The sequence below is a fragment of the Saccharothrix coeruleofusca genome, assembly GCF_014648515.1.
GTDB classification, from domain to species: domain Bacteria; phylum Actinomycetota; class Actinomycetes; order Mycobacteriales; family Pseudonocardiaceae; genus Actinosynnema; species Actinosynnema coeruleofuscum.
On record NZ_BMRG01000006.1, the window covers coordinates 60,484 to 85,827 of the forward strand.

The following is a 25,344-nucleotide window of genomic DNA, read 5'->3' on the forward strand; positions in this document are numbered from 1 at the left end:
GTGGCTGAACCCGTGCTGGAGGTCCGCGACCTGGTCAAGCACTTCCCGGTGACGCGGGGTGTGCTGTTCAAGCGCACCATCGGGCGCGTGCGCGCGGTCGACGGCGTGTCGTTCACCCTGGGCGCGGGGGAAACCCTCGGCGTGGTGGGCGAATCCGGGTGCGGCAAGTCCACACTGGCCCAGGTGCTGATGCGGCTGGAGCCGCCCACGTCGGGCGAGGCGTACTTCGAGGGCAGGCCCATGTTCCCGATGCGCGGCGCGGAGCTGCGCGAACTGCGGCGGAACATGCAGATCGTGCTCCAGGACCCGTACACCTCGCTCAACCCCCGGATGACCGTCGGCGACATCGTCGGCGAACCGTTCGAGATCCACCCGGAAGTCGCGCCGCGCGGCTCGCGCGCCGGGCGGGTGCGGGAACTGCTCGACGTGGTGGGGCTCAACCCCGAGCACATCAACCGGTACCCGCACCAGTTCTCCGGCGGGCAGCGGCAGCGCATCGGCATCGCGCGCGCGTTGGCGCTGCGGCCCAAGGTGATCGTGTGCGACGAACCGGTGTCCGCGCTGGACGTCTCCATCCAGGCGCAGGTGATGAACCTGCTGGGGGAGCTGCAGTCGGAGTTCGGGCTGGCGTACGTGTTCATCGCGCACGACCTGTCGGTGGTGCGGCACCTGTCCGACCGGGTCGCGGTGATGTACCTGGGCAAGATCGTGGAGATCGGCACCGAGGAGCAGATCTACGAGCACCCCACGCACCCGTACACGCAGGCGCTGCTGTCGGCGGTGCCGGTGGCCGACCCCGCGCTGCGCGGGCAGCGGGACGTGATCCGGCTGACCGGCGACGTGCCCTCCCCGATCGACCCGCCGTCCGGCTGCCGCTTCCGCACCCGCTGCTGGAAGGCCCAGGACGTGTGCGCCACCGAAGAACCCGCGCTCGTCGAGCGCGGGCTCCCCTTCGACCACCCCAGCGCCTGCCACTTCGCCGAGGAGCGCTCCGTCGTGCCGTAGCGGTTGGTGGTCGCCTGCCCCAGGGGTGCCGTCACGCGGCGCTCGCGAGCCAGACGCGTGCGGCCACGTTCTCCGGTCGGTGCTTGCCACCGGCCAGCTCGATGCGCACGGTGCGCCGAGGCGGCTCGGGTGGGGCCGAGACAGGGGCGTCGGAGGCACGTGGGGATGCCCCTGCCTCGGCGTGCCCGTCCGAGGAGACGGCGTGGACGGGCTGTCGGAGGGTCCGCAGGCGCTCGATCTCCTCGCGGAGTTCGGCGTACATCCGCGTCCTGCGCCTGCGGGCCAGCAGAAGGGGAACGATCACCGAGGCCACGGCGACACCCGTGGCGGCGCCGATCACGAGAAGCACCCAGAACGCACCGCTCACCTTGCACCTCCGTGTCTTGGGACGCCGCTGTGCCCGATTTCCCGAACCGGGCGGCGGACCAGTCGGGGTTGGTCCGCCGCCCTGGGCGTCACCCTCGGGCGCATCCGTCGGGAACGGACTGGAGTGACGCTTACGCACCGTATAACTGACGATCGTCAGTTGGCGATTCACTGATGGGGTGATTCGGTGCGCCCGCCCGAGCCGGGCAGGATGGACGCCGAGACGCTCTCGGCAGAGGAGGACAGTTGGCCGTCGCGAACCCGCTGCGCGTCGAATTGGGGCAGCGTCTACGGGCGTACCGCGAGCGGGCCTGCCTGAGGACCCAGCAAGTCGAGACCGATCCCGTGCTCCGCTGGCACGTGGGCAAGGTGTCCCGAGTCGAACTCGGTCAGCGCGTGCCGACCATCGCCGAAACCCACCGGCTCGCCGAGCTCTACGGCGTCAAGGGCGACGAGCTGACCGCCCTGGTCGACCTCGCGAGCAGAGCGCGCAAGCGCGCGAGGATGCCGCACGTCCCGGACTGGGCGCAGTCGTTCGTACTGCTGGAGCAAGCCGCCCACGAGATCGATTACCACGACGCCGAACTGATCCCCGCCGTGCTCCAAGCGCCGGGCTACGCCCGCGATCTGCTGGGGCAGAGCACGACCGAGGACCTCGACCAGCGCGTCGCCGACCGGCTGACGCGCGGGCAGGTGTTGACCGGACAGGGCGCGCCGCGGGTCAGGGTGGTGCTCGGTGAAGCCGCCCTGCACCGACTGCCCGCCGATCACCGCGCCGCCGCGGAGCAACTGGAGCATCTGCTGGAGGCGGGGACATGGCCGACGGTGGAAGTCCGCGTCCTGCCCTTCAGCCTGGGCTTGCACCCCATGGTGGGCGTCGGGTTCACGGTGCTCCGGGTGCGGGACCCGGAGGTCCACCGCGTCTACATCGACGGCGCCACCACTGCGACGTACCTCCACGAGCCCGCGGAGATCGCGGTCTACCAAACTCGCTTCGAGCGGCTGTGGACGATGGCCTGCGCACCCGATGAGTCTGCGACGATCGTGAGCGGGCGCATCCGGCAACTCGGGTAACGGAGGGGGCATGACCGCCAACATCCCTTGGAGCGAACGCAGGACCAGCAGTTTCAGCGACGGCGCGAACACCTGCGTCGAGGTGGCTCACGGACCGTCCGTCGTCGGTGTGTGGGACACCAAGCACCGCGAGTCCGGGCCGATCGTGGTTCCGCGCGCGCGGTGGGCGGCGTTCGTCGCCCGCCTGAAGGACTGACGCGAGTGCGGCGGCCCCCGGCGCTCTCGCAGGAGAAGCCGGGGGTCGCCGCGGCGGTCGTGCGTGGACGCGCTAGCGGTTCGATGCCGACTGGACGAAAGCGGCAATGTCTTTCGACTGCTGCACCCGCGACGGCTCGTGCACGTACATCATGTGTCCCGCCGGGTAGTAGGCCGACTCGATGTTGTCGTGCAGCTCCTTCGGGATCTGCAGGTGCGCCAACACGTGCTCGGCCGCGTAGTACGGCGTCGCGCCGTCGTGGTAGCCGAAGGCGACGTGCACCCGCAGGTGCGGGTTCGCCCGCATCGCCGCCGCGAGCTTGCCCGCGACGGTCACGTGCGCGCCCTCGAACTCCTTGAACGACCACGGGTGCACCGACCGCGAGATGATCTCGTACGGCAGGTCGTTGGAGTACCCCAGCTCGGTGCGCACGTAGTGGTTCAGCGCCGCCGTGTACGGGCCGAGGATCGCCGAGTACGACGGGTCCTCGCTGAACAGCTCGCGGCCGTAGTCGGCGTCCCAACCGGTGAAGCGGGCGTCCAACCTGCCCACCACCTTGCGCTGCGAGCGCAGCAGCTCGGTGAAGAACCGCACGTGCTCGATCCGCAGGTCCACCCGGTCCACGTAGTCCTCGGACAAGCCGGTCAGGGCGGCCAGGCGGGCCACCGCGTCCGCGCGCTCCTCGGTGGACAGCCGGTGCCCGCGCGCCAGCGCCCACGGGTAGTCCCGCGAGGCGAACTCCTCGGCCTCGGCCAGCACCTCCGCCAGCGGCCGGTCGCCGTGCAGGCCGTGGTAGTGCGCGATGGCGGCGTAGGTCGGCAGGAACAGGGTGTGCGGGAGGTCGTTGCCCTCGTTGAAGTCCAGCGTCGCGAAGTCCAGCACGGACGAGATGAGCACCAGGCCGTTGAGGTACATGCCGTACCGGGTCTGCAGGTGCTCGGCCAGCGCCGCCGCGCGAGTGGTGCCGTAGGACTCGCCCGCGAGGAACTTCGGCGACATCCACCGGCCGTTGCGCGAGGTCCACAGCCGGATCACCTCGCCGACGGACTCGATGTCGCCCTTGAACCCGTGGTACTCGCCGGGCTTCTCGCCCTTCACCGCGCGGGAGTAGCCGGTGGAGACCGGGTCGATGAAGACCAGGTCGCTGTGCGCGAGCAGCGTCTCGGCGTTGTCCACCAGCTCGTACGGCGGCGGCACCAGGTCGCCGACGTCGCCGGAGACCACCCGGCGCGGCCCGAACAGGCCCAGGTGCAGCCACACGCTCGACGAGCCGGGGCCGCCGTTGAAGGCGAACGTGACGGGCCGCTTGGTCGGGTCGGCGCCGTCCAGCGTGTACGCGGTGAGGAAGACCTCCGCCTTCGGCTGGTGCCCGTCGAACTTGCCGTCGGTCAGCACCTCCTGCCGCAGCACCACCCGTCCGGTCGTGGTGGTGTAGTTCAGCTTGCGGCGCTTGACGGTGGTGCTGTGCTGTGTGGTGACCAGGTCGTCGGTCGGCAGGTCCTTGTCGTCCTCGGGCTTGGCGTCGGTGTCCTTGTCGGTCATGGTCGAACTCTACGGTCGGGAGCGGGCGCGGTGCGCAGCCTTGAGGAACTGGACCGGCGGGTGACCACCTGCCGCGCGTGCCCCAGGCTGGTGGCGTGGCGCGAGGAGGTGGCGCGGGTCAAGCGGGCGGCGTTCCGCGCCGAGGAGTACTGGGGGCGGCCGGTGCCCGGCTTCGGCCCGCCCGACGCGGCGCTGGCCGTGGTCGGTCTGGCTCCGGCGGCGCACGGCGCCAACCGCACCGGCCGCATGTTCACCGGCGACCGGTCCGGCGAGGTGCTCTACGCCGCGCTGCACGCCGTGGGGCTGGCGTCCCAGCCGACGGCGGTGCGCGCGGACGACGGCCTTGAGCTGTTCGGCACCCGGATCACCGCACCGGTCAAGTGCGCCCCGCCGCAGAACAAGCCGACGCCGGCCGAGCGCGACAACTGCCGACCGTGGCTGGTGCGCGAACTGGAGCTGCTGCGGCCGACGCTGCGGGCGGTGGTCGTGCTGGGGGCGTTCGGCTGGCAGGCGCTGCTGCCCGTGCTGGCCGCGTGCTGGGAGGTGCCCCGACCCCGGCCGGTCTTCGGGCACGGGGTGGCGTACGAGCTGCCCGCGCTGGACGGCGGCCCGCCGCTGCACGTGTTCGGCTGCTACCACGTGAGCCAGCGCAACACCCAGACCGGCCTGCTGACGCAGTCCATGGTGGAGGACGTCCTGCGCACCGCCAAGACCACCGCCGGCCTCTGACGCACCGCGTCCCACCCTCGCCCGCGAGTCGAACGCTCAGGACCTCTGAGTTCTACGTTCGGGTTGGGTGAGTTCGTCGTTGAGGTTGAAAAGCGGTGCCCGCCGCGCGGCGGGTCGCCAAGGACGGCGCTCGCGGGGCCCGCTCCGCGCGCCCCCCTCTGGTGCGTGGGCAAGTACTACCCGGCGGAGTGGGGAGGGCCGGTAACTACTACCCGTCGCGTGGGAAGTGCGGTCCGGGGCGTGAAAGTGCGGGTCGGGGTGCGTGAACGCGCGACTTGCGAGGGCGACATGCCCAACACGCCCATAGGTGGGTGGCACCGGAGGCGGGCGTGGTCGTTCTGAGCGTTCGACTCGCGGTACCTGAGCGTTCGACTCGCGCGGGTTGAGGGGAAACGGGGCGCGGGGGAGGAGGGAGGGGGCATCCTGACGGCATGAGGTCCCGACCCGCGCTCGCGCTCGTGGTGGGCTCCGCGCTGGTCCTGGTCGCCTTGGCGGCGCGCGGGACCTCGCCGGTGCCCTACGGGCCCCGCGACGCGGCGGGTGCCGACGCGCCGACGTGGACCCAGCCGCCGGTGCGGGGCGTCGAGAGCACCGACGTCGAGGGCAGCGTGACGGGTGCGTCGCTGGTCGCCCTGGTGCTGTTCGTGCTGGTGCTGCTGGGTGCCGCCCTCCTCTGGCTGCTCGTCGGCTACCTGCGGGGCGCCTCTTGGCGGCGCAGGCGGCGCGGTGCGGGGCACGTCGTCGAGGAGTCGTCGCCGGACGACACGCCCGCGCCTGCGGAGGTGCTGGTGCGCGGTGCCCGCCGGGCGCTGGCGGACCTGCGCGCCGCTGACAGCGGGCCGCCGGGGGACGCGGTGGTCGCCGCCTGGTTGACGCTGGAGCGGGCCGCCGCGGCGTCGGGGACGCCGCGCGAGGCGCACCAGACGCCGACCGAGTTCACCGGTGGGCTGCTGACCCGCCACCGGGTGGACCCCGAGGCCACGGGTGCGCTGCGGCGGGTCTACCAGCGCGCCCGGTTCGGCAGCGGCGAGGTCACCGACGCCGACGCGCGCACCGCCGCGGACGCGCTGGAGCGCATCGTGCGGGACCTCGGGTGACCCCGCTGCTGGGCCGGGTCGGCTCGCTCGGCGCGGCGCTGCTGACGGGCGCGGTCACCGGGTTCGCGCTGCACCGGGCGGGCGCGCCGCCGCACTGGGCGGCGCTGGTCGCCCTGCCCGCCGCCGCGCTGGCGCTGCTGGTCGGGCGGCTGCCCAGGGCCACCGACGTGGTCTGGTCGCCCCCGCCGGTCGAACCCGGCGGTGTGGTGCACGTGCAGGCCAGCACGCTGGCCACCCGGCTGGCCGAGGCAGCCGTGGACCCGGACCGCTTCGCCAGTCGCGTGCACCCCCGGCTTCGGCGGCTCGCCCAGGCCCGGCTGCGCCAGCGGCACGGCGTGCCGGACCTGGCCGACCCGCGCGCCGAGCGGTTGCTCGGGCCCGAGCTGCACCGCCTGGTGACCGACCCGAGAGCGCCCCTGCCCGATCCGAAGAGGCTCGCAGAGCTGCTGGAGGAGCTGTGACGACCACCGAGAGCATCGCCGCCGAGGCCGAGGCGGTGCTGGCCGCCGTCGGCACCGTCGTGGTGGGGCGGCGGCGCTCCCTGCGGCTGGCGCTGGCCGCCCTGCTGGCGGGCGGGCACGTGCTGCTGGAGGACGTGCCCGGCCTGGGCAAGACGCTGATGGCGCGCACCCTGGCCCAAGCGCTGCGGCTGGACTTCACCCGCCTGCAGTGCACCCCCGACCTGCTGCCCGCCGACGTGACCGGCTCGTTCCTCTACGACCCCGGCGCACGCGAGTTCAGCTTCCGGCAGGGCCCGCTGTTCACCGGTCTGCTGCTGGCCGACGAGATCAACCGCACCCCGCCCAAGACGCAGTCCGCGCTGCTGGAGGCCATGCAGGAGCGCCAGGTCACGGTGGAGGGCCGCACGTTCCCGCTGCCGCGCCCGTTCCACGTGCTGGCCACCGCGAACCCGGTCGAGTACGAGGGCACCTACCCGCTGCCGGAGGCGCAGCTGGACCGGTTCCTGCTGCGCCTGGACATCGGCTACCCGCCGCCGGAGGAGGAGGTGGAGGTGCTGCGCCGCAGGCTGGCCCGGCAGCGGGAGGAGACCGAGGTGACGCCGGTGCTGGCCGAGGGCGGGCTGGCGGCGCTGCAGCGCGGCGTCGAACAGGTGCCGGTGGACCAGGACGTGCTGCGGTACTGCGTCGACCTGGCCTCCGCCACCCGCGCCCACCCGGCCGTGGAGGTCGGCGCGTCGCCGCGCGGCGCGCAGGCGCTGGTGCTGGTGGCGCGGGCGCTGGCGGTGCTGGACGGGCGGGACTTCGTGCTGCCCGAGGACGTCAAGGAGTGCGCGGTCCCGGCGCTGGCGCACCGGCTGACGCTGCGCCCGGAGACGTGGACCTCGGGCACGACGGGGGTGGAGGTCGTCACCGAGCTGCTGGGCCGGGTCCCCGGACCGGCGGGTGCCCGGCGGTGAGCCGCGCCGAGCGCGTCCGGGAGGCGTTCACCGGGGGCCGGGGGGCGCGCTGGCACCCCACCGACGCGCTGGTGCGCGGGGTCGGGCTGGGCGTGGGCATGGTGGTGCTCGGCGCGCTGCTGCACCGGGTCGAGCTGGTGCTGCTGGGCGCGCCGCTGCTGGTCTCGACGCTGGTCGCGCTGGTGTCCCCGGTGGGCGGCACGCCGTCGGTGCGGGTCCGGGCGCTGCCCAGGATCGGGGAGGTGGGCTCCACCAGGGCCACCGTGGAGCTCGACGGCGGCGAGGGCGCCGAGCTGATGGCGGTCCGGCTGCCCGACGGGCGGGAGGAGGGCGTGGGGCCGGTGCACCTGCTGCCCGCCTCCGCCGGGGCGGTGACCGTGGCGCTGCGCCGCGACACCTGGGGGCAGGGCGCCGCGCTGCGCCCGGACCACCTGGTCGCGGGCCCGGACGGGCTGCTGGTGCACGGCCCGGTGACCGCGCCGGAGCTGGGCCGCACCACGCTGCCCCCGGTCCGGCCGCTGCCCGCCGGGCTGCTGCCCGCCCGCCCGCTCGGGCTGGTGGGGGCGCACCGCGCGCGCAGGCCGGGCGACTCGGTGGAGCTGCGCGACATCCGCGCCTTCCAGCCGGGGGACCGGCTGCGGCGGGTGGACTGGCGGGTGTCGCTGCGCGCGGGCGCGCTGCACGTGCGCGAGCACCACGCGGAGGCCGACGCGGACGTGCTGCTGGCGCTGGACACCCGGCTGGACGTGACCGCCGAGGTGGCGGACTGGACGGCCACCGGTCGCGCGGTCACCGTCCGGCCGGGCGGCAGCCTGGACCTGGCGGTGACCGCGGCGGCTTCGCTGGCCGCGGGTTACCTGCGGCAGGGCGACCGGGTGGCGCTGGCCGACCTGGGCCGACCGCAGCTGGGCGTGCGGGCGGGCGTGGGGCGGCGGCAGCTGCTGCGGCTGCGCACCGGGCTGGTGCGGTGCGCGCGGTCGGCGGGGTGGGCGCCGAAGCCGGTGCTGCACGTGCCGCACGGCGCGCTGGTGGTGGTGCTGTCGCCGTTCCTGGACGCCCCGGTGGTGGAGCTGACCGTGCACGCTGCCCGGCGCGGCAACGCGGTGCTGGCGGTGGACGTGCTGCCGGGGCCGCTGACGCCGGACCCGGAGACGCCGTGGGGGCCCGGCGCGGCGCGGATCGTGGAGCTGGAGCACGAGGTCCGGCTGGAGGCGATGCGGCGGCACGGCGTGGTCGTGGTGCGCTGGGACGGGGGTGGCGCGCCGCTGGCGGGCGCGCTGCGGCTGGCGGCCCGGCCGGGACGGCGGGTGGTCCGGTGACCGCGCCGCCGGAACGGAATGCCGCCGAACCGGACGGCGTGCTGGGGCCGGGGTGGCCGGGCTGGGTGCTGCGCGCGGCGGTGGTCGCGGTGGGCGCGGCGGTCGCCGGGGTGCTGTCGGCCAACGGGGTGGCACTGCTGGTGCTGGGGCTCTACCTGGTCCTGGTGGGGGTCGCCGCGGCCATCCCGGCGTCGGCCGCGTCCGCGCTGGCGATCGCCTACCCGGCGGCGGCGGTGGTGCTCGCGGGTGGGCCGCCGGTGCGGCCGGGGGTGCTGGCCCTGGTCGTGCTGCTGCACCTGCTGCACGTCCTGTGCGGCTACGCGGCGCTCCTGCCCGCCCGATCGCGGGTTCACCCGTTCGCCCTAAAGAAGCCGGCGGTCCGGTTCCTCTCGGTGCAACTCGCCGTGCTCACCCTCGCGGGCATGATCACCCTTTTGCCGGTCAGCCGAACGGCTCCCGCAGTGGAGGTCGTGGGGTTGCTCGCCGCGGTCGGGCTGGTGGTCGCGGCGGTCCTCCTGATGCGCCGCAAGGGCTGACGGAACGGTCCTCCACCGGTCCGCTGGATCGATCCTCGCAGCGGGTTCGCCGATCAGCGCAGGTGGGCGGCTGCGTGTCAACCATCACCTCGCGACAGTCGTCACAACGGGGCTCGCCGATACGCGCTATGGGCGGGTCCGGTGTCACCATGTCCGTATGGCTGCTGTGAAGTCGCAACCCACACGGATCGTGATCGTCGGCGGTGGGTACGTCGGCATGTACACCGCGCTGGGGCTGCAGAGGAAGCTGCGTTCCGGTGAGGCGTCCGTGACCGTCATCGACCCGCAGCCGCACATGACCTACCAGCCGTTCCTCCCCGAGGCGGCGGCCGGGTCGATCGAGCCGCGCCACGTCGTGGTGCCGCTGCGCCGCGTCCTCAAGCGCTGCCACGTGGTCACCGGCCGCGCGACCAAGATCGAGCACGCGCGCAAGGCCGTGACCGTGGAGCTGGCCGACGGGCACGTCGAGGAGTTCGAGTACGACGTGCTGGTCTCCGCGCTGGGCGCGATCTCGCGCACCCTGCCCATCCCCGGCCTGCCCGAGGTCGGCATCGGCATGAAGACCATCGGTGAGGCCATCTACCTGCGCAACCACGTGCTGTCCCGGCTGGACCAGGCGGCCAGCACCAACGACCCGGAGCTGCGCCGCAGGCTGCTCAGCTTCGTGGTGATCGGCGGCGGCTTCGCGGGCATCGAGACGCTGGCCGAGCTGGAGGACATGGCGCGCTACGCGCTGCGCTACTACGAGGGCCTCAAGCCCGAGGACATGCACTGGGTGCTGGTCGAGGCCGCGGGCCGGATCATGCCCGAGGTGAGCGCCCCGCTGGGCGTCTACACCGTCGAGCAGCTGGAGAAGCGCGGCATCAAGTGCTACCTCGACACCCGCGTGAAGTCGCTGGAGGGCGGCCACGTGGTGCTCGACGACGGCACCGAGTTCGACTCGGACACCATCATCTGGACCGCGGGCATGAAGGCCAACCCGGTGCTGCGCAACACCGACCTGCCGCTGGACGAGCGCGGTCGCGTCCGGTGCACCGCGGCCATGCAGGTGGTCGGCCTGCCCGGCGTGTGGGCGGCGGGCGACTGCTCGGCGGTGCCCGACCTCTCGCGCACCGAGGAGGACCCGAACGCGACCTGCGTGCCCAACGCGCAGCACGCGATCCGGCAGTCCAAGCTGCTGGCCGCCAACATCGTGGCCAGCCTGCGCGGCAAGAAGCCCAAGGACTACTACCACAAGTACCTGGGCTCGGTGGCCGGGCTGGGCCTGTACAAGGGCGTGGCCGACGTGTTCGGCCTGCGGTTCAAGGGCGTCGTGGCGTGGTTCATGCACCGCAGCTACCACGTGATGTTCATGCCCACGGTCAACCGCAAGTTCCGCATCTTCGTGGACTGGACGCAGGCGCTGTTCTCCGGTCGCGAGGTGGTCGCGCTGGGGCAGATCCACGACCCCAAGGCCGAGTTCGACCGCGCCACCAAGAGCTGAGCGTCGCCGCCCACTGCCCCGTTCGGGGGCAGTGGGCTCACGTCCATCTGGCCCAAGGCCGTAACTTAATCCCCCGTTCAGAGCAATGCCAACGGGCCGTCTTGACATTGCGTAACGTGAACCACAGACTACGGCTGGTGCATCACCTGAATGCGTGAAGCACAAGTGTGGGGAGAGAAGGTGACCGCGATGTCTCTCGAGGAGCTGGCCGCACAGCTTCGCCGCGGTGAGATCGAGGATCGTGCGCTGGCGGAGTACGCCGCCGAGTACGCCACCGCTGGAAAGTGTTTCCGCAGCAAGAAAGACGACTGAGCATGTCCGCTTCCGGGCGGGGGAGCGATCTGGTGCCCCCGCCCGAAGGCGTCCGAGCCGCGAAACCCACCCCGCTGCTGCTGCAAGGCCAGGACTACCTCTTCCGCACCCACCCCCAGTGCCTGGACTTCCAGGAGAAGGTGCACAGCCTGGGCGTGGTCGACGAGGGTGACGGCGAACCGGTGCCCTGCGTGCTGGTGCTCGCCCGCTCCGCCGACATGGAGATGAACGAGCTGTCCATCGCGCTGGCCGAGCGCGGCATCCGGATGGCCCGCATCGACGCCGACCGGTGCGTCGACCTGCCGCTGACCGTCTACACCGACACCCCGCTGCTGGAGCTGGACCGCTGGCTGCTGCGCCCGGTCCTGGTGTGGCGCAGGCACTTCGAGCTCGCCGCGCTGCCCGTCGAGCCGGGCACCCTGGCCGCGGCCTACGCCGCCGACCAGTGGGGCGCGGTGGCCAACTGGCTGTCCACCCGCGGCGACTGGGCCCACGTCAACCCGGTGCGCCACACCGCCCACCTGGACCGGCTCACCCAGCTCGCCGACGCCGCCGCGTTCGGCCTGGCGGTGCCGCGCACCGCGGTGACCACCCGGCCCGGCCGCACCCGCCCCGGCGGCGGCCGGTGCATCGTCAAGACCACGGGCCGCCACCTGCTGGAGCCGCGCCCCGGCGTGCAGCACGGCCTGTTCCCGCGCCCGCTGGAGACCCACCGCGCGGGCGACGCGCCCGAGCCCGCCCCGGTGATCGTGCAGCAGTACGTCGGCGCGGACACCGAGCTGCGGATCTTCGTGGTCGGTGAGCGCTGCCTGGCCTACCAGGTGGACAAGCTGGACCCGGCGCAGCTGTGGGTGGACCCCGACGCGGTGCGGGTGACCCCGGTCGAGGTGCCGCACGGGCTGGCCGGGCGGCTGCGGGCGCTGGCCAGGCACTGGCGGCTCCAGGTCGCCGCGTTCGACCTGCTCGTCGCGGGTGGTGAGCACGTCTTCCTGGAGGTCAACGTCAACTGCGACTGGCGCTGGTTCGAGCACCGCGCGGGTGACGAGCGGGTGTCCGACGCGGTGCACGACTGGGTGGCGGGCCGGTTCGAGGAGCTGCTCGGTGCGGGTCAAGGTCGCTGAGCACGCGGCGCTGTTCTACCGGGACGGCACCGTGATCTGGGACGACTACCTGCACCACCGCCAGTTCGCCATCAGCGAGACCGCCGAGCTGCTGTGCCGCAAGTTCGCCCGGTTCGCCGACGTGGACGAGCTGCTCGCCCCGCTGGCCGAGGCCGACCGGGTGGCGCTGCGCAAGGTGCTCGACGAGCTGGTCGAGGCGGGCGTGCTGGTGGTGGAGGGCTCGCCGAGGCACGAGGAGGAGCTGCGGCTGCTGCGCGGCTGGGCGGACTGGGGCGCCTCGGCGCGGTACTTCCACTTCGCCAGCCGCACGCTGGGCGACGCGCCGTACTTGGGGGCCGACGAGCACGACGCGGCGCTGGAGGCCAAGCTGTCCACCGTGCCGCCGCCCCCGCCGTTCCGCAGCCTAGGCGGCGAGCGGGTGCCGCTGCCCGCCCGCCCGGCGCGGCCGTCGTGGGCGCGGGAGGGGCTGTTCGACGTCCTGCTGGCCCGCCGCACGACCCGCGAGTTCGGTGACGGTCCGTTGCCGTTGGGCCGAGTGGGTGAACTTCTCGCGGTGCTCGCGGCACCCTCCCCGGTGCGCCCTCGGATCGGCCGCAGCGGGACAGTGTTCAAGACCACTCCATCGGGGGGCGGAAGGCACCCGGTGGAGGTCTACGTCCATGCGCGCTCCGTCGAGGGGCTGGCGCCGGGCTGGTACCACTACGACGGCTCGGCGCACGTGCTGGAGCGGATCGGTCCGGTGTGGACGGCCGAGGAGATGTCCGAAGCCGCAGGTGATCAGGAGTGGGTGGGGCGGGCCCCGCTGGTGCTGGCCTACACCGCGGTGCTGGAGCGGACGCGGTGGCGCTACGACACCTCGCGCGCCTATCGAGTGGTCCAAATGGATGTGGGCCACTTGTCCCAGACCGCTTATCTGGTGGCTACTGCCCTGGGTTTTGGTATCGGCTTCACCGCAGCATTGCGGGATGAACTCGTAGAACTCGCATTGGGCTGTGACGCATATCACGAAGTCGTACTCGGTATGAGTGCGCTCGGCCCATTACCCGAATGAGCTCGATAAAGCTTCGCATTGAGCCGTGCGGGGGAAGTGCGTGCAACAAGCCCCACGAACACACGGTAACGGCCTAGGCTCCCCGCTGCCCCCGTAGCCCAACCGGGTAGAGGCAGGCTCCTTAAAAGAGTCACAGTACGGGTTCGAATCCCGTCGGGGGCACTGCTCAATGCGCCTGTACCCACTGTGGGGTGAACACGCATTCGTGGGGGCGAGTCGCCCGCGCCGCCGCGCGACCCGACCCGGCGGGGTAGCCCGACCGGGGCAACCACTCAGGGCTGACCGGCGTCTACAGAGCCAGGAGATGATCGGCGCGCACGCGCTCGGCATACTGGCGCTGGAGGTGGCCATTGGATCTCCGCGTCCTCGGCGCGGTCGAGGCGTGGTCGGCCGGGCGGCGGCTGGACCTCGGCTCCCGCAAGCAGCGCTTGGTGCTCGCCGTGCTGGCGCTGGAGGCCAACCGCTCGGTGCCGGTGGACCGGCTGATCGACCTCGTCTGGGGCCCCGCCCCGCCCGCCTCCGCCCGAGGCACGGTGCAAGCGCTGGTCTCCCGGCTGCGCACCGCCTTCCGGCAGGCCGATGACCCGCCCGAGATCGCCAACGAGGGCGCCGGGTACGTGCTCAGGGTCGACCCGGCCGCCGTCGACGCGCACCGCTTCGCCCGGCTGGTGGCCCTCGCCCGCGAGGCGGACGACGAGCGCGCCGCCGAGCTGCTGGGCCGGGCGCTGGCGCTGTGGCGCGGCGAGCCGCTGGCCGACGCCGCCCCGCCGGAGGTGCGCGACCGGCTGTGCGGCGGCCTGCGGGAGGCCCGCTGGACGGCGCTGGAGGACTGGCTGGAGATCCTGGTGCGGCTGGGCGAGGGCAGGCAGGTGCTCGACGAGCTGACCGAGGCGGTGGCCGAGCAGCCGGTGCGGCAGCGGCTGGTCGGCCTGCTGATGCACAGCCTGCACCGGGAGGGGCGCACCAACGACGCGCTGGCCGCCTACCGGGCGCTGCGCACCAGGCTGGCCGACGAGTTCGGCCTGGACCCCGCCCCCGAGCTGCGCGAGCTGGAGACCCGGATCCTGCGCGGCGACCCGCCCCCGGACGCCCCGCGCGCGACCGAGCGCGCGGCCGAGCCCGCCCGCCCGGCCGAGCTGCCGCACGACGTGGCCGGGTTCGTCGGCCGCGAGGCGGAGCTGGCCAAACTGGACGCCGGGACCGGCGCGGCGGGCGGCCCGGCGGGCGGCACGGACATCTGGGTGGTCAGCGGCGCCCCCGGTGTCGGCAAGACCGCCCTCGCGCTGCGCTGGGCGCACCGCGCGCGCGAGCGGTTCCCGGACGGGCAGCTGTACGTGGACCTGCGCGGGTTCGACGCCGAGCACGAGCCGCTGCCGCCGTCGGCCGCGCTGGCCCAGCTGCTGCGCGGGCTGGGCTGCGACCCCAGGTCGGTGCCGCCGGACCTGGACGGCCAGGCCAAGCTGTTCCGCTCCACCGTGGCGGGCAGGCGGGTGCTGGTGGTGCTGGACAACGCGCGCGACGCCGCGCAGGTCACGCCGCTGCTGCCGCCCTCCGGCGCGGTGCTGGTGACCAGCCGCAACCGGCTGGGCGAGCTGGTGGCGCTGGCCGGGGCGCGGGCGCTGCCGCTGGACGTGCTGCCCGAGCGCGACTCGCTGCGGCTGCTGGAGGAGGCGCTGGGCCGCGAGCACGTCAGCGCGGAGCCCGCCGCCGCGGCGCAGCTGGCCAGGCTGTGCGGGCACCTGCCGCTGGCGCTGCGCATCGCCGCGGCCAACGCCGCCGCCGGGCCCGAGCCGGAGCTGGGCTACCTGGTGCGGGAGCTGTCCCAGGGCGACCTGCTGGCCGAGCTGACCGTGGACGGCGCGGGGGAGAGCCCGGTGGCGCGGGCCATGGCGCTGTCCTACCGGGCGCTGCCCGCCGAGCAGCGGCGGCTGTTCCGCGGGCTGGGCGCGGTGCCGGGGCGGACGTTCACCGCGGAGGCGGTGTCCGCGCTGGTGGGGCAGCCGCAGGCGGTGGTGAACCGGCAGCTCAAGGCGCTGGCCGCGGCGCACCTGGTGGAGCGGCACGGCCGGGGCCGCTACCGCTCCCACGACCTGCTGCGCCGGTACGCGGTGGACCGCGCCGAGGCCGAGGACGACGAGCACGACCGGGAACGGGCCCGCGAACGCCTCTACGAGCACTACCTGAGCACCGCCGACGCGGCCGGGCGCGCGCTCATCCCGCACTTCCTGCGGCTGCCCCGCGCCACCCCGCCGACGGACCGGTTCCCGGACGCCGACGCGGCGCTGGCGTGGCTGGACGAGGAGTGGGCCAACCTCACCGCGGCGGTGGACGCCGCGGCCCGGCGCGGGCCGCGCCCGCACGCCTGGCACCTGGCCGACGCCCTGCGCGCGTTCTTCCACCACCGCGGCCACCACGCCGAGTGGCTGGCCGCGGCGTCCGCCGGGCTGGCCGCCGCGCACGCCGCCGGTGACCGGCGCGCCCAGGCCGCGATGCACCAGAGCATCGCGCTGGCCTGCGTGAACAACGGCCGCTACGAGGAGGCCGTCGAGCACCTGACCGCCGCGCTGCGCGGCCACGCGGGCAGCGGCTGGGCCGAGGGCGAGGCGGCGGCGCTGAACAACCTCAGCGCCGCGCACCAGCGCCTGGGCGCGCCGCGCGAGGCCATCGCCTGCGGGCTGCGGTCCCTGCGCCTGTACGAGGAGCAGGACAACCCGGCGGGCATCACGATGTCGCTGGCCAACGTCGGGTTCGCGTACTGGCAGCTGGGCGAGCTGACGCGGGCCCGCGAGCACTTCGGCCGGGCCCTGGAGCTGGGCGAGCGGACCGGCGCGCGGTTCAACGTGGCGGTGCTGCTGGTGGACCTGGGCAACGCGCACCGCGACCTGGGCGAGCACGACGCGGCCGAGGACCTCTACGCCAGGGCGCTGGGGACCAACCGCGAGCTGGGCTACCGCTACGGCGAGGCGACCGCGCTGGCGGGCCGGGCGCTGCTGCGCTGCACGACCGGGGTGACCGCGCGGACCCGCGCCGACGCGGAGCTGGCGGTGGAGCTGACCGAGCGGATCGGCGACCGGGGCACCCTGGCGTGGACGCTCAACGCGCTGGGCGCGGTGTGCCTGCGGCTGGGCGCGGCGGCCGAGGCGCAGGCCCACCACCTGCGGGCGCTGGAGCTGGCCAGGGAGACCAGCTTCAGCTGGGGCGAGACCGACGCGCTGACCCGCCTCGCGGCGGCGCTGGTGCGGCTGGGCGACCTGGACCAGGCGCAGCTGCACGGCGAGGTGGCGCTGGAGCGCGCCCGCGCCTGCGGCTACCGCCCGGTCGAGATCCGCGCCCTGCGCACGCTGTCGCGGGTGCGCGTCCGGCGCGGCCAGCACGACCTGGCCGCCCAGCTGAGCGACCAGGCGCAGGCGCTGTTCGCCGAGACCGGCTACCACCCGGACCCCGACCTGGACGAGCACCCCCACATCCGCCGCTGACCCGCGAACCGGGCGTCCGAGCACCGCGCCTCAGGCGGCCTGCCCCGCCGCCCAGTCGCGGACCACCTGGTCCAGCACCGCCAGCGGCAGCGGCCCGCCGCCGAGCACCACGTCGTGGAACGCCCGGATGTCGAACCGCGCCCCCAGCGCCGCCTCCGCCTCGGCGCGGACGCGCTGCACCTCCAGCCGCCCCACCATGTACGCCAGCGCCTGGCCCGGCGCGGCGATGTAGCGGTCCACCTCCGACTCGATCTCCACCAGCGCCACCGGCGTGTTCTCCCGCAGGTAGGCGATGCCCCGCTCGCGGCTCCAGCCGTGCGCGTGCAGGCCGGTGTCCACCACCAGCCGCCCGGCCCGCAGGGAGTCCATGGCGAGCATCCCCAGCCGCGCCACGTCGTCGGAGTACAGCCCCATCTCGTCGGCCAGGCGCTCGCAGTACAGCCCCCAGCCCTCCAGGTACGCCGTCACCGGCGCCAGCCTGCGCAGCACCGGCAGGTCGGTCAGCTGCTGGGCCAGCGCGATCTGGAAGTGGTGCCCCGGCACCGCCTCGTGGAAGGCGATGGTCTCGGCCTGGTAGCGGAACCGCTCCCGCACCCGGTGGGTGTTGGCGTAGTAGGTGCCCGGCCGGGTGCCGTCCAGCGACGGCGGCGTGTAGTACGCGGTGGGCGCGCCGGGGGCGTCGGCCGGGGACACCGGCTCGACCTCGCAGCGGCCGTCGGGCAGCCGCCCGAACCAGCGCGGCGCGGCCTCCTCCGCCCTGGTCACGGCCGCGCGGGCGGCGCTGAGCAGCTCCTGCTCGGAGTCCCAGCGCAGGGCCGGGTCGGTGCGCAGCCGCTGGAAGATCTCGGCCACGTCGGTGGTGCCGAAGACCCGGCCGCCGATCTCGGCGTACTCCTCGGCCAGGCCCGCGACGACCTCCAGCCCGGTTCGGTGCACCTCCTCGGGGGTGCGGCGGGTCGTGGTCTGGGCGCGGGCCAGCGCGGCGTACGCGGCGTCGCCGCCGGGCAGCCAGCACAGGCCCGCCTTGTCCTCGGGGCGACCGGTGGGGACCAGGTCGGCGAGCACGTCGCGGTACTCGGCGAACGCGGGCCGCACCGCCTCGGCCAGCAGCCGGTCGCGCTCGGCGCCGAACTCCGCCCCGCCCGCGTGCTGGGCCAAGGGGTCCTGGTCGGCGGCCAGGTAGCGGTCCAGGTGCGCCACGGCGGCCCGCACCAGGTGCGCCACCGGGGTCCGCCCGGCCGCCGCGCCCGCGCGGTGCCGCCCGGCGACGGTCCGCAGGAACTCCGGCACGGCCGCGAGCCGGGCCAGGTAGTCGCGCTCCTGCCGGGCGGAGGCGACCTGGACCATCGGCATGATGGTCAGCAGCTCGCCGACCGGGGCGAAGAACGAGTCGGTGATCGTGTACTCGACGCCGCGCGCGTCGATCTGGTCGACCAGGGATTCGGCCTGCTGCACGACCACGGCCCTGGTCACCGGGTCGTCGTCGGCGGGCAGGGCGCGGGCCCGCTCGGCTATCGCCAGCGCCCGCGCCCGCGCGGATTCGTCCGCTTCCTCGCGGTGGTCGGTGAGCAGGTCGTCATATCCGGGCAAGCCGAAGAGCGTCACGCTCAACGGCGACTGCCGCGCCATGAGGTCGAGCAGTTCCTCGGCGAGGTTTGCGGTTCGGTCCACCGGGCTCTCCCAGGTCGTCGGGAAAGGAAATGCTACTTAGCCTAAGAAACGATTTACAGCCGGTCCAAATAAGCCAGCACCGCGAGCACCCGGCGGTTGTCGTCCTCCGACAGCGGCAGGTCCAACTTGGCGAAGATGTTCGCGATGTGCTTGCCGACCGCTTTCTCGGTGACGAACAGCCGCGCCGCGATGGCCCCGTTCGAACGGCCCTCCGCCATCAGCGAGAGCACTTCCCGCTCGCGCGGGGTCAGCGCGGCCAGCGACTGGTCGCGACCGCCTCGGGCGAGCAGCTGGGTGACCACCTCGGGGTCCATCGCGGTGCCGCCCGCGGCCACCCGGCGGATCGCGTCGACGAACTGCCGCACGTCCGAGACCCGGTCCTTGAGCAGGTAGCCGACCGCGCCGCCGCGGTCGGACAGCAGTTCGCGCGCGTAGAGCCGCTCGACGTACTGCGAGAGCACCAGCACCGGCAGCCCCGGCACGCGCTTGCGGGCCCGGATGGCCGCGCGCAGCCCCTCGTCGGTGAACGTCGGCGGCAGCCGGACGTCCACCACCGCCACGTCCGGCCGGTGCCGCACCAGCGCCTCCAGCAGCGCCGGACCGGAGTCGACCGCCTCGACGACCTCGAAGTCGTAGGCCCGCAGCAGTCTGATCAGGCCGTCTCTGAGCAGGACGAGGTCTTCTCCGAGGACAACGCGCACGGCAGCTCCATGGTCACGGTGGTCGGCCCGCCGACCGGGCTCGTGATCACGAGTGTGCCGTCGAAGGCGGCCAGCCTGCGCTCGATCCCCCGCAACCCGCCGCCCGCGTCCGCCCGCGCGCCGCCGCGGCCGTCGTCGCCGACGACCAGCCTCAGCACGCCCGCCTCGTGCCGCACGCGCAGCCACGCCCCGGTCGCGCCGCTGTGCTTGGCCACGTTGGTCAGCGCCTCGGCCGCCGCGAAGTAGGCGGCGGACTCCACCGGGGCCTGCGGGCGGCCCGCCAGCTCCACGTCCACCGCCACCGGCAGCGGGTGGGCCAGCGCCAGCGCCCGCAGCGCGCCGTCCAGGCCGCGGTCGGCCAGCACCGGCGGGTGGATGCCGCGCACCAGGCCGCGCAGCTCGGCCAGCGCCAGGGAGGACGACTCGCGCGCCTCGGCCAGCAGGGCGCGCACCGCCTCCGGGTCGCGCGCCAGCAGCTCCTCGGCCATGCCCAGGCTCATGCCCAGCGCCACCAGCCTGGCCTGCGCGCCGTCGTGCAGGTCGCGCTCGATCCGGCGCAGCTCGGCGGCCTGCGCGTCCACGGTGTCCGCGCGCGAGTCGGCGAGCTGGCGCACGCGGGTGCTCAGCGCGGCCCGCGCGGACGGCGCGAGCAGCCACCTGGCCAGCAGCGCGGGCACCCGCACCAGCCGGGGCGTTGCCCACCACGCCAGCGCCAGGTGGGCGGTGGCCAGCAGCGGCACGGCGACGTAGCCGCCGGGGGTGCGCTCGTCGATGCCGAGGTAGGCCAGCCCGTCCGCGCCCAGCTGCCACAGCAGCGGGGTGGCCATGGCCAGCGCGCCGCTGGCCCACAGCGCGGCGGGCAGGAAGCCGAAGAGCACCGACACGATCGCGTTGAGCGGCAGGAACGCCAGGTCCCGCCACGTCGCCGGGTCGGTGGCGATGGTCCGCACGCGCGTCATCGGCCCCCGGTTGGCGGGCGCGCGGTACGGGCGGGGGATCTGCTCGCCCAGCACCCGGCCCGCGAGGTCGCGGTGCAGGTTGGCGTAGCCGCGGGCCAGGGCGGTCGCGCCCAGCGTCAGCGGCACGCCGACGGTGACCAGGATCAGCGGGTAGCCGAGCAGTTGCAGCGGCACCAGCGGCAACCCCAGCACCGCCAGCGGCGCCTTCGCCACGGCCAGCACGACCGCCAGCGCGCGGTCGCTCGCGCCGCGCAGCAGGTCCTTGTCCGTCATGCGCCGATTCTCCCGACCGGCGGGCTGCCGCGCGGTAGGTCCAACCCCCCGATCACAGCTCCAGCAGCGCCCCGTCGGGCAGCACCTCCACGCCCGCCTCCCGCAGCGCGCCGTGCTCCGCCGAGGACGGGTCGAGCACGGGGTTGGTGTTGTTCAGGTGCGTGTAGACGCGCCGCACGCCGGGGTGGCGGCGCAGCCGGGGCAGGCTGTCGACGATCGGCAGGTGCCCCATCGCGGCCTGCCCGCCCGCCCGGCCGGTCGCCGAGCCCATCTCCGACGGCGCGTGGAAGGTGCCGTCCAGCAGCGCCACGTCCGAGGCGGCGAGCAGGTCGTCGAACCCGTCGGGCCACGCGGCCAGGCAGGGCGCGTACAGCAGCGAGCCGCCGGTGACGGGGTCGGCGAACCGGTACGCCACCACCCACGCACCGTCCACAGAGGACTCGCCGACGTACTTGGGGCGCTTGCCGCTGACCGGGTGCGCGGTCACCACGAGCCCGCCCGCCAGCTCCACCGGCCGCTCGGAACCGACCTCCCGCCACGACCACGCGGCGTAGGTCGCCAGCACCGCGCGGGTGTCCGCCAAGGCGTGCAGCACCGCGGCGGGCGCGTGCACCGCCAACCCGGCGGCCCCGCGCAGCGTCAGCAGCCCGAGGGTGTGGTCCAGTTCGGCGTCGGTGAGCAGCACCCCGCGCACCGGGGTGTCCCGAGGCCCCGGCCCGGCCGCCAGCTCCGGCGTGACCGCCAGCTGGACCCGCAGGTCCGGGGAGGCGTTGACCAGCCACCAGTCCGCGCCGTTCCCGCTGACCGCCAGGCAGTCCTGGGACCGCGCGGGCAACCCGCCCGCACGGGTGCGCGCGCACAGCTCGCACGCGCAGTTCCACTGCGGCGCACCGCCGCCCGCCGCGGTGCCCAGCAGCACGACCTTCACCGCCCGAACCCCCGCCGGACCGGCGCGGCGGGCTCCGGCTCCAGCGCCAGCACGCGGTCCACCTCGGCGCGGTGCGGGGACAGCGAGCACACCGGGTCGGTGTTCGCCGCGTCACCGGTGAGCTGGAACGCCTGGCAGCGGCAGCCGCCGAAGTCCAGCTCCTTGCGCGGGCAGCCGCGGCACGGCTCGCGCATCCAGTCGAACCCGCGGAAGGCGTTGAACGCGCGCGAGTGGTGCCAGATGTCGGCCAGCGGGCGGTCCCGCACGTTCTCCACGCCCAGGTCCGGGATCACCCCGGCCGCCGGGCACGGCAGCACGTCGCCGTCGGGCGCGACGGTGAGCTGCCGCGCGCCCCAGCCGTGCATGCAGGGCTTGGGGTGCGCCTCGTGGTAGTCCGCGACGACGTGGACCAGCTCCATCCGCCCGGCCAGCCGCTCCCGCGCTGCGGCCACCACCTCGGCGGCGCGGGCCAGCTGGTCCGGGCGCGGCAGCAGCGCCGCCCGGTTGCGCAGCGCCCAGCCGTAGTACTGGGTGTTGGCCAGCTCCAACCGCTGCGCGCCCATCCGCTCGGCCAGCGCGATGATCCCGTCCACGCGGTCCAGGTTCAGCCGGTGCAGCACCGCGTTCACCGTCAGCGGCAGGCCCAGTTCCCGCACCAGCCCGGCGGCGGCGAGCTTGTGGTCGAACGCCCGCGCGCCCGCGATCAGGTCGGCCTCGCCGGGCCGGGCGTCCTGCACCGACAGCTGCACGTGGTCGACGCCGCGCGCGGCCAGGTCGGCCAGCCGCCGGGCGGTCAGGCCCAGCCCGCTGGTCACCAGGTTCACGTAGCAGCCCAGCCCGGCCGCGTGCTCGACCAGCTCGGGCAGGTCCCCGCGCGCCAGCGGCTCCCCGCCGGAGAGGTGGACCTGCAGCACGCCCAGCGCGCGGGCCTGGTCGAACACCTCGCACCAGCGCGCGGTGCCCAGCTCGGCCTCGCGGCGCACCAGCTCCACCGGGTTCGAGCAGTACCCGCAGCTGAGCGGGCAGCGGTGGGTCAGCTCCGCGAGCAGCCCGAACGGCGGCTCAGCCACGCAGCTCCACCACCCTCCGCTCGGCCAGCCTGCCCACCAGCTCCACCACGTCCGCCACCCGAACCCCGTCGAACTCGGCGGCCAGCCGGGCGGCGATGTCGCGGACGGAGTTGCGCCCGTCGCACAGCCCCACCACCGCGGCGGCGGTCTCGTTGAGCACCAGCACCCCCTCGGGGAACAGCACCACGTGGCAGCGCCGCACCTCGTCGTAGCTCCGCTTGACGCCGGGGCGCAGTCGCGGCACCACGTCCACCGCGCTCACGACCCGCTCGCGTGGTAGTCGACCGCGTCCAGGATCGCCCGCAGCACGTCGCACTTGAACGCCAGCGCGGCCACCGCCGCGTCCTGCTGCTCGCGCGTGCGGCAGTGCCGCACCACGATGTCCAAGGTGGACTTGCCCTCGTCGGCCACCACCGCCAGCCGCGAGGTGAAGTAGGCGAAGCCGTCCTCGGCGATCCACGGGTAGCGCTCGCGCATGTCGGCCAGCCTGCGCGCCATCAGGCCGCGGGAGAACATCTCGGTCAGCCCCGAGGCCACCCCCTCGACCCACGGCTTGGTGCGCGCGAAGGTCACGTAGGCGTCCACGGCGAACCGGACACCGGGCAGCACGTGCCGCTCGTCGAGCACCTCCTGCCTGGACAGCCCCACGGCCTCGGCCATGCGCAGCCAGTTCTCCGCGCCGCCCTCGCCCGCGCGCTCGCCGTCGTGCCAGGCGATCCGCTCGCGCCACCGCCGCCGCACCTCCGGCAGCGGGCAGTTGGCCAGGATCGCCGCGTCCTTCTGCGGGATGCGGCGCTGGTAGTACCAGCGGTTCGCGGCCCACGACCGCAGCTCGTGCTCGCCCAGCGCGCCCGCGTGCAGCCGCAGGTGGAACGGGTGGTCGTCCCAGTAGCGCGACGACAGCGCCCGCAGCCGGGCGGTGAACTCCTCGGGCGCCAGCGGTCGGCTCATCCGCGACCCTTCGAGTCGGCCGTGACCCCGTGGCAGGCCGGAGCCACGGCGGGGACGGCTGGTCAGGCGCGGGCGGCGTACGCGGTGACCTCCATGGGGGTGTCCACGTCCCGGAAGTCGGGCCTGACCCAGGCGCGCTTGGGCTTGGGCGGGACGCGACGAGCCGTCTTCGTGGCTTTCATGCGCAACTCCTCGGATGCTCGATCTCCGTGGGGCGCGGCGGCACGACCCACGTTAGAGCGTCCACCCAGGGCTGCGCCAGATCGCCGGAAGTGTTGCGCGGCAATCAGTTCCGCGCGGCGGGCATCCGGCGGAACTGCTCCAGCACAACGGGGTCTTGCAATTGCATCCACTGGATGACCTCGGTGTAGGTGGCGCAGACGGTCTCCGGCTGCACGCACACCTCGCCCATGTACTGCTCGACCGCCGCGCTGAACGCGCCGCCCGCCCACTCGTTGAAGTGGTTGCCGATGACCAGCGGCGCGCGGTTGCTGTTGAACGTCTTGCGGTACACCGAGCGGTAGGTGTCCACCACGACCTGGGTGTACTCGGCGGCCCTCGAGGCGTCCTCCTTGGCGCCGTTGAGCGCGTACCAGAGGTTGAAGTCCATCATCACGACCTGCTTGCCCAGCGCGGGCACGCGCACCTCGGGCATGGGGAACTCCCACAGCCCGTCCTGCACCGACGGCCACACCACGCCCAGGCTGACGTGGCTGGTGTCGTAGACCAGGCCGTGCTGCTTCATGGCCGGGAAAGCCTGGTCCCACTTGCCCTCCAGGCACGGCGTGCGCCCGCCGCGCACCGCCGCCGGGTCCAGCGCGAAGCCCTGCCGCCTGGCCTTGTCCACGATCTCGAAGAACTGGTCCAGCTCGCGGTTCCACGCGGCGGTGTCCCAGCGGCCGACGCTGGGCTCGTCGCCCTGGCAGTAGTGGCCGTTGTAGTGGGTGCCGATCTCGTGGCCCGCCTCGATGGCGTCGTTGAGGTACTCGATGCGCTGCGCCACCTCCTGCCGGGTGCCGCCGAAGCTGATGGAGGCGTACCCCGGCTCGTGCCCCGGCCCGGTGTAGCTCCTCTTGTCCTGGTCGGCCACCAGGTACACGCCCGACAGCAGGCCGGTGACGTGCGCGTTGACCCGCTTGGTCAGCGGCAGCACGCGGTCCCAGTGCGCCTTGGACGCGGCGCCGTCGAAGGAGAACAGCACGAACTGCGGCGGCTTCTCGTTGGGCTGCAGGCGGCGCATCCACGACGGCGGGTTCGCCGGGGGCGGCACCGTCGGCGGCGGACCGCTGGAACTGCTGGTGGGCACCCGCGGCGCCATCGGCAGCGGCGCGGCCAGCTCGCCCGCGTCGTTGCCGGGCAGCGGTTCACGCGCCCCCATGACCGCCAGCACCACGAGCGTCAACGCCAGCGCGACAGCAGTAGAGACCAAGCCCCATCGCTTCACACCGATCAAGACGGCTCGGGGTGCCCCGAGGTTGCGCGCTACCCCGCCGGAGTCGCGATCACCACCCGGTTCTCCTCGTAGCCCAGCTGCCCGCCGACCCAGCGCCCGCCGCAGGTGACCAGCACCAGGCGGTGCCCGCCGCGCGGCCCGAACAGCTCCACCGCCCGGCGCGGCAGGTCGTCCTTGCGCACCGTGGCGACCTCGCTGACGGTGAACCGGAACGCCTTGCCCGCGGTGTCGACCACGGTGACCTCGCCGCCGACCCGCGCCCGCCACAGCTCGTCGAACGGGCCGGTGGCGCCCTTCCAGTTGACGTGCCCGGCGAGCACCGTGGCGCCTTCGGCGGCGCCCAGGTCCACGCCCCACCAGGTGGCCTCGCCGACGCCGTCGGGCACCGGCAGGGTGCCGTCCGCGGTGACCTCGCGGCGCACCAGCGTGGCGGTGGAGCCCGCGGGCAGCCGCACGGTGCCCGGCTGCTGCGCGGTCGGCTGCCGCTGCGGGGGCGGGTCGGGGGTGGCTGGGGGAGGGGTGGACGGGGTGGCGGGCGGGTTCGCGCCCGCCAGCACGCCCGTCAGGTCGACGCCGCGGCCGGTGCGCAGGCTGTCGCCCAGCGGGTGCGGCAC

The 25,344-nt window shown here is 74.2% G+C and carries 26 protein-coding genes and 1 tRNA gene; 15 read left to right on the forward strand and 12 right to left on the reverse strand.

Going from position 1 to position 25,344, the window contains the following annotated elements; all coding sequences use genetic code 11:
* The gene (locus tag IEZ00_RS17660) at window positions 1-1,005 is read left to right on the forward strand and encodes an ABC transporter ATP-binding protein (protein ID WP_189224586.1); all 1,005 of its coding nucleotides are present in this window, start codon (window positions 1-3) and stop codon (window positions 1,003-1,005) included.
* Between the two features lie 31 nt (window positions 1,006-1,036).
* Here IEZ00_RS17660 and IEZ00_RS17665 read toward each other — a convergent pair whose 3' ends face one another.
* A complete protein-coding gene (locus IEZ00_RS17665; protein ID WP_189224370.1) occupies window positions 1,037-1,372 on the reverse strand; it encodes a hypothetical protein in 336 nt (111 codons plus the stop codon).
* A 245-nt stretch (window positions 1,373-1,617) separates the two neighbouring features.
* Between IEZ00_RS17665 and IEZ00_RS17670 the strand changes: the two genes are divergently transcribed.
* On the forward strand, window positions 1,618-2,445 hold the full coding sequence (locus IEZ00_RS17670) for a helix-turn-helix domain-containing protein (RefSeq protein ID WP_189224371.1): 828 nt from the start codon (window positions 1,618-1,620) through the stop codon (window positions 2,443-2,445).
* Between the two features lie 10 nt (window positions 2,446-2,455).
* Window positions 2,456-2,641, forward strand: coding sequence for a DUF397 domain-containing protein (locus tag IEZ00_RS17675; protein ID WP_189224372.1), 186 nt, complete (start codon window positions 2,456-2,458; stop codon window positions 2,639-2,641).
* Window positions 2,642-2,713: 72 nt separating this feature from the next.
* Here IEZ00_RS17675 and IEZ00_RS17680 read toward each other — a convergent pair whose 3' ends face one another.
* Complete coding sequence (locus tag IEZ00_RS17680) at window positions 2,714-4,183, reverse strand: S10 family peptidase (RefSeq protein ID WP_189224373.1); 1,470 nt, start codon at window positions 4,181-4,183, stop codon at window positions 2,714-2,716.
* A gap of 30 nt (window positions 4,184-4,213) precedes the next feature.
* Between IEZ00_RS17680 and IEZ00_RS17685 the strand changes: the two genes are divergently transcribed.
* The 12 genes from IEZ00_RS17685 to IEZ00_RS17735 all read left to right on the forward strand — a co-directional run bounded on the left by IEZ00_RS17685 (window position 4,214) and on the right by IEZ00_RS17735 (window position 16,724).
* The gene (locus IEZ00_RS17685) at window positions 4,214-4,912 is read left to right on the forward strand and encodes a uracil-DNA glycosylase (RefSeq protein WP_189224374.1); all 699 of its coding nucleotides are present in this window, start codon (window positions 4,214-4,216) and stop codon (window positions 4,910-4,912) included.
* A gap of 431 nt (window positions 4,913-5,343) precedes the next feature.
* The gene (locus IEZ00_RS17690) at window positions 5,344-6,009 is read left to right on the forward strand and encodes a DUF4129 domain-containing protein (protein ID WP_189224375.1); all 666 of its coding nucleotides are present in this window, start codon (window positions 5,344-5,346) and stop codon (window positions 6,007-6,009) included.
* Entirely contained in the window at window positions 6,006-6,470 is a 465-nt protein-coding gene (locus IEZ00_RS17695) for a hypothetical protein (protein ID WP_189224376.1), read from the forward strand. The genes IEZ00_RS17690 and IEZ00_RS17695 overlap by 4 nt, the downstream gene beginning before the upstream one ends.
* A complete protein-coding gene (locus IEZ00_RS17700) occupies window positions 6,467-7,426 on the forward strand; it encodes an AAA family ATPase (RefSeq protein WP_189224377.1) in 960 nt (319 codons plus the stop codon). Before IEZ00_RS17695 ends, IEZ00_RS17700 begins: the two co-directional genes overlap by 4 nt.
* Window positions 7,423-8,745: a DUF58 domain-containing protein gene (locus tag IEZ00_RS17705; RefSeq protein ID WP_189224378.1), complete on the forward strand. Its 1,323-nt coding sequence runs from the start codon at window positions 7,423-7,425 to the stop codon at window positions 8,743-8,745. The genes IEZ00_RS17700 and IEZ00_RS17705 overlap by 4 nt, the downstream gene beginning before the upstream one ends.
* A complete protein-coding gene (locus tag IEZ00_RS17710) occupies window positions 8,742-9,281 on the forward strand; it encodes a hypothetical protein (RefSeq protein WP_189224379.1) in 540 nt (179 codons plus the stop codon). The genes IEZ00_RS17705 and IEZ00_RS17710 overlap by 4 nt, the downstream gene beginning before the upstream one ends.
* 157 nt (window positions 9,282-9,438) lie before the next feature.
* A complete protein-coding gene (locus IEZ00_RS17715; RefSeq protein WP_189224380.1) occupies window positions 9,439-10,764 on the forward strand; it encodes an NAD(P)/FAD-dependent oxidoreductase in 1,326 nt (441 codons plus the stop codon).
* A gap of 189 nt (window positions 10,765-10,953) precedes the next feature.
* Window positions 10,954-11,076: a hypothetical protein gene (locus IEZ00_RS37800; RefSeq protein ID WP_268248749.1), complete on the forward strand. Its 123-nt coding sequence runs from the start codon at window positions 10,954-10,956 to the stop codon at window positions 11,074-11,076.
* 32 nt (window positions 11,077-11,108) lie between these two features.
* A complete protein-coding gene (locus tag IEZ00_RS17720) occupies window positions 11,109-12,197 on the forward strand; it encodes an ATP-grasp domain-containing protein (RefSeq protein WP_229795853.1) in 1,089 nt (362 codons plus the stop codon).
* On the forward strand, window positions 12,178-13,248 hold the full coding sequence (locus IEZ00_RS17725) for a SagB family peptide dehydrogenase (protein WP_189224382.1): 1,071 nt from the start codon (window positions 12,178-12,180) through the stop codon (window positions 13,246-13,248). The genes IEZ00_RS17720 and IEZ00_RS17725 overlap by 20 nt, the downstream gene beginning before the upstream one ends.
* A gap of 87 nt (window positions 13,249-13,335) precedes the next feature.
* Window positions 13,336-13,410, forward strand: a tRNA-Leu gene (locus IEZ00_RS17730).
* 188 nt (window positions 13,411-13,598) lie between these two features.
* A complete protein-coding gene (locus IEZ00_RS17735; protein ID WP_189224383.1) occupies window positions 13,599-16,724 on the forward strand; it encodes an AfsR/SARP family transcriptional regulator in 3,126 nt (1,041 codons plus the stop codon).
* A gap of 30 nt (window positions 16,725-16,754) precedes the next feature.
* Here the strand turns inward: IEZ00_RS17735 and IEZ00_RS17740 are convergent, their stop codons facing one another.
* From IEZ00_RS17740 to IEZ00_RS17785, 10 genes are all read right to left on the reverse strand, one after another.
* Window positions 16,755-18,395: a DUF885 domain-containing protein gene (locus IEZ00_RS17740; protein ID WP_229795854.1), complete on the reverse strand. Its 1,641-nt coding sequence runs from the start codon at window positions 18,393-18,395 to the stop codon at window positions 16,755-16,757.
* A 53-nt stretch (window positions 18,396-18,448) separates the two neighbouring features.
* Window positions 18,449-19,096 (reverse strand): LuxR C-terminal-related transcriptional regulator, encoded by a 648-nt coding sequence (locus tag IEZ00_RS17745; protein ID WP_189224384.1) that lies wholly within the window; start codon window positions 19,094-19,096, stop codon window positions 18,449-18,451.
* Complete coding sequence (locus IEZ00_RS17750) at window positions 19,048-20,328, reverse strand: sensor histidine kinase (protein ID WP_189224385.1); 1,281 nt, start codon at window positions 20,326-20,328, stop codon at window positions 19,048-19,050. Before IEZ00_RS17750 ends, IEZ00_RS17745 begins: the two co-directional genes overlap by 49 nt.
* Before the next feature lie 52 nt (window positions 20,329-20,380).
* Entirely contained in the window at window positions 20,381-21,256 is an 876-nt protein-coding gene (gene pqqB, locus IEZ00_RS17755; protein WP_189224386.1) for a pyrroloquinoline quinone biosynthesis protein PqqB, read from the reverse strand.
* The gene (gene pqqE, locus IEZ00_RS17760; RefSeq protein ID WP_189224387.1) at window positions 21,253-22,326 is read right to left on the reverse strand and encodes a pyrroloquinoline quinone biosynthesis protein PqqE; all 1,074 of its coding nucleotides are present in this window, start codon (window positions 22,324-22,326) and stop codon (window positions 21,253-21,255) included. Before pqqE ends, pqqB begins: the two co-directional genes overlap by 4 nt.
* Window positions 22,319-22,588 (reverse strand): pyrroloquinoline quinone biosynthesis peptide chaperone PqqD, encoded by a 270-nt coding sequence (gene pqqD, locus IEZ00_RS17765; RefSeq protein ID WP_189224388.1) that lies wholly within the window; start codon window positions 22,586-22,588, stop codon window positions 22,319-22,321. The genes pqqE and pqqD overlap by 8 nt, the downstream gene beginning before the upstream one ends.
* On the reverse strand, window positions 22,585-23,277 hold the full coding sequence (pqqC, locus tag IEZ00_RS17770; protein ID WP_189224389.1) for a pyrroloquinoline-quinone synthase PqqC: 693 nt from the start codon (window positions 23,275-23,277) through the stop codon (window positions 22,585-22,587). Before pqqC ends, pqqD begins: the two co-directional genes overlap by 4 nt.
* A 62-nt stretch (window positions 23,278-23,339) precedes the next feature.
* Entirely contained in the window at window positions 23,340-23,459 is a 120-nt protein-coding gene (gene pqqA, locus IEZ00_RS17775) for a pyrroloquinoline quinone precursor peptide PqqA (RefSeq protein ID WP_189224390.1), read from the reverse strand.
* A gap of 104 nt (window positions 23,460-23,563) precedes the next feature.
* Window positions 23,564-24,721 carry a polysaccharide deacetylase family protein gene (locus tag IEZ00_RS17780; RefSeq protein WP_189224391.1) on the reverse strand — a complete coding sequence of 386 codons (1,158 nt, stop codon included), beginning with the start codon at window positions 24,719-24,721 and terminating at the stop codon, window positions 23,564-23,566.
* 38 nt (window positions 24,722-24,759) lie between these two features.
* Window positions 24,760-25,344, reverse strand: a 585-nt coding sequence (locus IEZ00_RS17785) for a class F sortase (protein WP_189224392.1), incomplete at its 5' end; no start/stop codon positions are given.